Genomic DNA, 7,380 nt, shown 5'->3' on the forward strand with positions numbered 1-7,380 from the left:
CTAGGCGATCACCTGCCTTTGACCAGCATGGTTTCGGCCACCACCTGGACCATCCTGATCGCCACGGTGGCGGGCCTTGTTGCGGCACACACACGATTGGCCCGGCTCCCCGGCGCCGGCACGCTATCCAGCGCGCTGCTGATCAGCGTGGTGGCCGTGCTGGCCTCGCAAAGCAGCTTCGACGGGATCGCCGCGGCACCGGTGTACCTGCTGTGCGGGGTGACGATCATTGCCATCCATGCCGTGTTGCTGTCGTTGGTCGCACGGATGTTCCACTTCGACCTGTACCTTTGCGGCATCGCTTCACTGGCCCACATCGGCGGCGTGGCCGCCACGCCGGTATTGGCCGCCACGTATTCGCGGTCGCTTGTGCCGGTGGGCGTCCTGCTGGCGCTGCTGGGCTATATCCTCGGTACCGGCTTCGGCCTTCTGGTGGCGTCGGTGTTGTCCAGGCTGGCTTTTTGAGGAGTCTTCAACCCATGCGAACGCTCAAATCCTGCCTCATAGCCTGCGCCCTGGCGTTAACCCTCGGCACGATGCCGCTTCATGCCCAGGCGCCTTTCAGCGTGCCGCCCTCAGGCGTGCTGGGCATCGACGACGCCAAGCTCTCGCCTGATTTCTGGCTCGCGCACCTGGCTGATGCCGATCACGTGGTGATGAATGCCAGGGCCATCGATGCCCTGAACCAGAAAGTGCTGGCGCAGGATCCGTCGATGCATGACATCCGCGCGCTTGGTGCGAACCTGGCCGCCGAACAGGTGAAGGGCTGGATCAACAAGCTGGCCAAACAGCCGGACCGTACGCTCTACGACGTCCACGGCCAGGAAGTGCCCAAGGCAACCATCGACGCGGCGTTTGCCAACCGCGCGCTTGATGCAGTCCCTGCCCAGTCACCCACGCGTTTCGGCATGGCCGTCCGTCGCACGGCATTGCGGAGCGTGCCGACGGACATGCGCGTGTTCAGCCATGCCGACGACACCGATATCGACCGCTTCCAGGAGAGCGCCCTGTTCCCGGGCGATCCGGTAGTGATCGCCCATGCCAGCGGCGATGGCCGTTGGCTGTTCGTAGTGAGCCCGCGGTATGCGGCCTGGGTGTGGGCGCAGGACATCGCCGAAGGGCGCCGCGACGACATCCTGGCCCATGTCGATGCCACGCCCTATCGCATCATCACTGGCGCCAAGCCCCGTACGGTGTTCACGCCTGAAGCGCCCGCCGTGTCGGAACTGCAACTGGACATGGGCACACGCGTTCCGCTGGACACCACCCTGCCTGCCGACCAGGCAGTAAACGGCCAGGGCCCCTATACCTCGTGGGTGCTCAGCCTGCCCGTGCGCAAACATGACGGCTCACTTGCCTTCGCCCCTGCCCTGCTGCAGCGGAACCAGGACAGCAGCGCCGATTACCTGCCGCTCACACGGGCCAACATCATTCGCCAGGCCTTCAAGTTCCTGGGCGAGCGCTACGGTTGGGGGCATGCCTTCAACGGCCGGGACTGCAGCGGGTTTGTTTCAGACGTATACCGCAGCATGGGCGTGCAGATGCCGCGCAATACGCGCGACCAGAGCATCAGCCCCGCCCTGCAGCACACCGTATTCGGCCCTGCCGACAAGCACGATGCGCGGGTAAAGGCCGTGCTTGCCATGGACGTGGGCGACATGATCTACATCCCCGGCCACGTGATGATGGTGATCGGCAAGGTCGATGGCCAGCCGTATGTGATCCACGACGTATCGGGCATGAGCTACGTGCAGGCCGACGGCAGCATGCGCCGGGTGAAGCTCAATGCGGTATCGCTCACGCCGCTGCTGCCGATGATGGCCAACGCGAAGGAATCCTTCGTCGACCACATGACCAGCATCGTGCGCATCCGGCCCTGATCGGTCATCCCTCTTCCAAGAATAACGAGACAAAGACGTCCCCATGAAAATCACCGACATCCAGTTCGGCATGCTGCGGGTACCGTTGAAGACACCCTTCAAGACGGCGCTGCGCACGGTCAAGAGCATCGAAGACATCGTGATCATGGTGAACACCGATACCGGCAACGTCGGTTACGGCGAGGCTCCGGCAACGGCGGTCATCACCGGTGACACGCATGGTTCGATCATCGATGCCATCCGCCACTACATCGCGCCGCGCCTGATGGGCCAGGACGTGGCCGACCTCAACCACCTTACCCAGTTGATCCAGGGCGCGATGGAAAAGAATTCCAGCGCCAAGGCGGCGGTGGAGATCGCCATCTACGACCTCTGGGGCCAGCTCTACGGCGCGCCACTGTACAAGCTGCTGGGCGGCGGCGACCCGGCGATCACCACTGACATCACCATCAGTGTGGACTACATCGACAAGATGGTAGCCGACTCCATCGCCGCGGTGGACCGGGGCTTCGAGTCGCTGAAAATCAAGGTGGGCAAGGATATCGGCGTGGACATCGAGCGCGTGCGCGCCATCTATGCGGCGGTCGAGAACCGCGCACTGCTGCGCCTTGATGCCAACCAGGGCTGGACGGCCAAGGAAGCGGTATTTGCCCTGAACACGCTCGAAGACGCCGGCGTCCGCCTGGAACTGGTGGAGCAACCGGTGAAGGCGCGGGATCTTGCCGGCATGCGCTATGTCACCGAGCGCGTGCACACGCCGATCATGGCCGATGAAAGCGTGTTCGGCCCGATGGAGGTGATCGAGCTGATCCGCATGCGCGCGGCCGACATCATCAACATCAAGCTGATGAAGACCGGTGGCATCTCCAACGCCATCCGCATCGCCGACATCGCCGGCATGTTCGGCGTGGAATGCATGATCGGCTGCATGCTCGAGACAAGCATCAGCGTGGCGGCAGCCGTGCACGTGGCGGTAGCCCATGCCAACGTGATCACCAAGGTGGATCTCGACGGGCCGTCGCTTTGCCAGTACAACCCCGTGGACGGCGGGGTGATCTTCAACGAGTCGGAAATTTCCGTGACCGACGCGCCCGGCCTTGGCATCCGCGAAATCCGCGGATTGGAACCGTGTCCCTGAAGGCCGCCCCATGTCTCCCCTGGTCAAGATCCGTTCCGAACGCGACCGCATGTCGGCGGTGGAGCGGCGCATCGCCGACTTCATCCTGGAAAACGCGCAGTTGCTGCGCGACTATTCCTCGCAGCAACTGGCCAACGCCCTGGGGATCAGCCAGTCGAGCGTGGTGAAGTTCACCCAGAAGCTCGGCTTCCGCGGTTATCCCGACCTCAAATTCTCGGTAGGGGAAACCATTGCCCGCAGCGAGAACGGCGATGGCGGGCCACTCTCCGAGCCGGCACCTGTCAGCGAGGGATCGAGCGCGGTGGCGACCCTGTGGCGGCGGAAAACCGAAGCGGAAGAAGCCACCCGCCTGATCAATGCGCCCGAGTCGCTCGACGCCACGGTGGCCGCGCTGGCCCGTGCCGGCGCCAACGGACGTGTATTCATCATCGGGCTGGGCGAAGACGACCTTTACGCCCGGGGTTTCGCCCTGAAACTTTCGCTGCTGGGCATCCTGGCCGTGCACAGTTTCGACGCCTCACGCATGGCATCGAACGTATCGGCCGCCAAGCCCGGCGACGTGCTACTGGTGTTCTCCGAGCACGGGCGGCACCCGGCGCTGTACAAGATCGCCCGTTTCTTCCATGAGCGGCGAGGCCAGGTGGTGACCGTCACCCGGCATACCTTGAACCCCCTGCGCACGATCGCCGACATCGCACTGGTGGTATCGGCCCACGACGAGCAGCCGCACGTGCAATCGCTGGTGTACCAGTCGTCGCTGCAACACCTTCTGGACGGCCTGTTCATGCGTCTTTGCGAGGAGGACGACGACCGCCATGCGCAACTGGTGGCCAACCTCGAGCGCATTGGCCAGATGCTCGAACCATGACCCGGAACAGGCCTTCGCGCATGCCACGATCGATGATCCAGCGAACGGCGCTTCTTCTTGCCGGCCTGCTTGCCACGCTGGCGCCCGCGATCGCCGCCACCCACCTGCCCTGGACCAATGCACGGCAGATGGTGGTGGTAACGGTGCCGGGCTGGGACAGCACGCAGGGCAAGCTACGCACGTACGAACAACACGACGGCCGCTGGCGCGAGATAGGCACGGCCGCAGCGGTGGTGATCGGCAAGGGCGCGGCCTGGGGCGTGGGCCTGAACGAGCAGCCGTCCGGCGGACCGACCAAGCACGAAGGCGATGGCCGCAGCCCGGCGGGAGTATTCCGAATCGGCCAGGCATTCGGCTATGCCGGCACGGCGGCCACCGCGATGCCGTACCGGGCGCTAAGCGCTACCGACTATTGCGTGGATGTCAGTGGCTCGCCGCTGTACAACCGCATCGTGGATGCACGGCAGGTCGGCGAGAAAGCCGTGGCTGGAGCCACCGAGGACATGCGGCGTGATATCCACGACAACGGTGATCACGCCTACCGGCTGGGCTTCGTCATCGAACACAATCCCGATGGCCGCGTCGGCGCCGGCAGCTGCATCTTCGCCCACCTGTGGAAGACCCCCAGTTCACCGACCGTGGGCTGCACGGCCATGGCCGACGGCACCATGGACCGTTTGCTCTCGTGGCTCAAACCCGAAGGCAAGCCGGTGATCGTGTTGCTTCCGGAAGCGGAATATGCGCGCCTGCGCATGGCATGGAACCTTCCCGCACTGTGAGCACCATGATCGACGCCGATGTGATCGTCCTGGGCGCCGGCATGGCCGGAGCCTCGGTGGCCTGGTTCCTGGCGCCGCATGCGCGCGTGCTGGTACTCGAACGCGAAGCCTATGCCGGCATGCACTCGACCGGCCGTTCGGCGGCGCTGTTCTGCGAAACCTATGGGTCGACCCAGGTACGTGCACTCACCCGCGCCACGCGGCCCTTCCTGGACCACCCACCGGCGGGCTTCGCCTCACATCCGATCCTCACCCCGCGCGGCGCGCTGGTGATCGGCACCAGCGAACAGTACGACCATGTACTTGCCCAGTATGAAGAGAACCGGCCGCTTACCCGCGTGGAGCTCATCGATGGCGATGCCGCTCGCGCCAGGGTACCGGTGTTGCGACCCGAGGCGGCCGTGGTCGGCATGTTCGAGGCGGGCGCCGCCGACATCGACGTGAACGAACTGCACCAGGGTTTCCTGCATGGGCTGAAGTCGCGCGGCGGTGGCCTTCGCATGGGCGTGGACACGGCCCATCTCGAGCGCAGCCAGGGCCATTGGCTGGTGACGGACGACAACGACACCATCTATCGCGCGCCTGTCCTGGTGAACGCCGCGGGTGCCTGGGCCGACGAGGTGGCGCGCCTGGCCGGTGTGTCGCCCATCGGGCTTCAACCCAAACGCCGCACGGCCTTCCTGTTTGATCCGCCGTCGGGCGTCGACACGGCGGCGTGGCCGTTCGTCACGGGCGCTGACGAAGATTTCTATTTCAAACCCGATGCCGGCCTGCTGCTGGGCTCGCCGGCCAACACCGACCCCGTGCGGCCTCACGACGTGCAGCCGGAAGATTTCGACATCGCCTTAGGGATCGACCGCATCGAACGGGCCACCACGATGACCATCCATCGCCCCCGCCGCAGTTGGGCAGGCCTGCGATCGTTCGTCCCCGATGGCGACCTGGTGGGCGGGTTCGATCCGCATGCGGAAGGGTTCTTCTGGCTGGCGGCACAAGGCGGCTACGGCATCCAGACATCGGCCGCGATGGGCGAGGCTTGCGCGCACCTGGTGCTCCGGCGCGCACTGCCCTCCCACCTGTCCGACGCCGGCATTGGCGAATCGATGCTGGCGCCCCGTCGCGCCTCGACCGTCTGACGAACGGAGCCGGGGTCAGAGTCATGACTCTGACCCCCAACCCGCTAACCCGCTAACCCGATCACCCTACAGCCAGCGCCCGAAGCGGCGCATGTAGAGCACCTTCATCAGCTGGGTGAGCACGCAGTAGCACAGCAGCGTCACCGCCAGGTAGCCGAAGTACACGCCAGGCAGCGGCACCAGGCCGATCTTCGCGCCCAGCAGCGAGAACGGCAGGTACATGCCCACCACCATGATCGCCGCGGTGAGCGCCAGCACGGGCGCCGCGGCAATGCTCTGCACGAATGGGATGCGCCGCGTGCGGATCATGTGCACCACCAGGGTCTGCGACAGCAGGCCTTCGATGAACCAGCCGGACTGGAACAGCGACTGGTGCTCCGGGCCGTTGGCGCCGAACACGTGCCACATCAGCCAGAACGTGGTGATGTCGAAGATGGAGCTCACCGGGCCGATCCACAGCATGAAGCGGCCGATGTCGCCGGCATCCCATTTGCGCGGCTTGCGCAGGTATTCCTCGTCCATGCGGTCGAAAGGGATGGCCAGCTGTGACAGGTCGTACAGCAGGTTCTGCACCAGGATCTGCAAGGGCAGCATCGGCAGGAATGGCAGGAATGCACTGGCCACCAGCACGCTGAACACGTTGCCGAAGTTCGAGCTGGCCGTCATCTTGATGTACTTCATGATGTTGCCGAAGGTGATCCGTCCTTCGATCACACCTTCTTCGAGCACCATCAGGTTCTTCTCAAGAAGAATGATGTCGGCCGACTCCTTGGCGATATCGGTGGCGGTATCCACCGAGATGCCGACGTCCGCCTCGCGCAGCGCGGGCGCGTCGTTGATGCCGTCGCCCAGGAACCCGACCGTGTGGCCCTGGCGCTGCAACGACTTCACCACGCGCGCTTTCTGCAGCGGGGACATCTTGGCGAACACCGTGGTGCGGGCCACCATGGCATCGAGCGCCGCATCGTCCAGCGCCTCGATGTCGCGGCCCAGGGCTGAATGCTCCACGTCCAGGCCCACCTCCGCGCAGATCTTCCGCGTCACCGCCTCGTTGTCGCCAGTGATCACCTTGACCGCCACGCCGTGGTGGTTGAGCGCCTTGATCGCGGTGGCGGCCGAATCCTTCGGTGGATCCAGGAAGGCCAGGCAACCCACGGCGGTAAGGCCGGATTCGTCGGCCACGCTATAGGGGCGGTTGTGCGCGGTGTGGTGGGCGATGGCCACCACCAGCACGCGCAAGCCGTCTTCATTGAGGTCACGGGTCATCGCGCGAATTTCGCGGCGACGCTCATCGGTAAGCTCGATCACCTCGCCGCCGATGCGCGCGCGACTACAGATGGAAAGCATTTCCTCCACCGCGCCCTTGCAAACCAGCAGGTGCTGCCCATCGTTGCCCGACACCACCACCGACATGCGGCGGCGCTGGAAGTCGAACGGAATCTCATCGACGATGTGGTACCGCTCGGCGATGGGCTCCAGGTCACGGTGCGAGAGCACCGCCTTGTCCATCAGGTTTTTAAGGCCCGTCTGGAAGCGGCTGTTGAGGTAGCCGAACTCCAGCGCCTCGTCCGATTCCTCA

The 7,380-nt window shown here is 64.9% G+C and carries 7 protein-coding genes; 6 read left to right on the top strand and 1 reads right to left on the bottom strand.

Going from position 1 to position 7,380, the window contains the following annotated elements; all coding sequences use genetic code 11:
- The 6 genes from VK519_RS07905 to VK519_RS07930 form a co-directional block, all read left to right on the top strand.
- Nucleotides 1-465, top strand: a 465-nt coding sequence (locus tag VK519_RS07905; RefSeq protein ID WP_324348796.1) for a DUF819 family protein, incomplete at its 5' end; no start/stop codon positions are given.
- Between the two features lie 14 nt (nt 466-479).
- Nucleotides 480-1,880, top strand: a complete 1,401-nt coding sequence (locus VK519_RS07910) for a C40 family peptidase (RefSeq protein ID WP_324348798.1) — start codon at nt 480-482, stop codon at nt 1,878-1,880.
- 43 nt (nt 1,881-1,923) lie between these two features.
- The gene (locus VK519_RS07915; RefSeq protein WP_324348799.1) at nt 1,924-3,018 is read left to right on the top strand and encodes a dipeptide epimerase; all 1,095 of its coding nucleotides are present in this window, start codon (nt 1,924-1,926) and stop codon (nt 3,016-3,018) included.
- Nucleotides 3,019-3,028: 10 nt separating this feature from the next.
- Entirely contained in the window at nt 3,029-3,886 is an 858-nt protein-coding gene (locus tag VK519_RS07920) for a MurR/RpiR family transcriptional regulator (RefSeq protein WP_324348800.1), read from the top strand.
- Nucleotides 3,887-3,906: 20 nt separating this feature from the next.
- Nucleotides 3,907-4,665, top strand: coding sequence for a L,D-transpeptidase family protein (locus tag VK519_RS07925; RefSeq protein ID WP_324348802.1), 759 nt, complete (start codon nt 3,907-3,909; stop codon nt 4,663-4,665).
- Between the two features lie 5 nt (nt 4,666-4,670).
- Nucleotides 4,671-5,801 carry an NAD(P)/FAD-dependent oxidoreductase gene (locus VK519_RS07930; RefSeq protein ID WP_324348806.1) on the top strand — a complete coding sequence of 377 codons (1,131 nt, stop codon included), beginning with the start codon at nt 4,671-4,673 and terminating at the stop codon, nt 5,799-5,801.
- A gap of 66 nt (nt 5,802-5,867) precedes the next feature.
- Here VK519_RS07930 and mgtA read toward each other — a convergent pair.
- Nucleotides 5,868-7,380 (bottom strand): magnesium-translocating P-type ATPase (mgtA, locus tag VK519_RS07935; RefSeq protein WP_324348804.1); only part of this gene is annotated, 1,513 nt, incomplete at its 5' end.

Origin of the sequence: Pinirhizobacter sp., from assembly GCF_035317885.1 — a bacterium.
Classification (GTDB): domain Bacteria; phylum Pseudomonadota; class Gammaproteobacteria; order Xanthomonadales; family Rhodanobacteraceae; genus Pinirhizobacter.